This window comes from Neisseria sp. HMSC067G12, assembly GCF_001812725.1.
Taxonomy (GTDB): domain Bacteria; phylum Pseudomonadota; class Gammaproteobacteria; order Burkholderiales; family Neisseriaceae; genus Neisseria; species Neisseria perflava.
In genome coordinates this window covers 1-481 of sequence record NZ_KV810183.1, presented here as the reverse complement: position 1 = coordinate 481, position 481 = coordinate 1, and the positions used below count along the sequence as shown (strand labels likewise).

The 481-nt window shown below is 57.2% G+C and carries 1 protein-coding gene; it reads left to right on the top strand.

Translation table 11 applies throughout. From position 1 onward, the window contains the following. Window positions 1-4: 4 nt before the first annotated feature. Window positions 5-481 (top strand): type IV pilin protein (locus HMPREF2871_RS02510; RefSeq protein WP_049337967.1); only part of this gene is annotated, 477 nt, incomplete at its 3' end.

The window sequence follows — 481 nt, the reverse complement described above, 5'->3', positions numbered from 1 at the left end:
AGATATGTACTTAAAGGCATTTGACAGAAAATGGGATAGGGCAACTGTGCAGAGGGGCTACTCCTTGATACAGCTGCTGGTGGTGATGCTGCTGGTTTCGATCTTGGCAACGGCGGCCTTTACGGTCTATCGGGAATCGGTCCGCTCGGCCAACCTGCGTGCGGCTCATGCAGCGCTGCTGGAAAATGCGCGCTTTATGGAGCAGTTCTATACGAAAAAGGGCAGCTTTAAGCTGACGTCGACGAAGTGGCCGGAACTGCCGGTGAAGGAGGCGGGCGGTTTCTGTATCAGGATGAGCGGTCAGGCTAAGGGCATCCTGGAGGGTAAGTTTACCTTGAAGGCGGTGGCGCTGGACAGGGAGGCGGAGCCGAGGGTGCTGCGCTTGAACGAGTCGCTGACGGCGGTGGTGTGCGGGAAGATGAAGGGGAAGGGCAGCTGTACGGACGGTGAGGAGATATTTAGGGGCAATGATGCGGAGTGT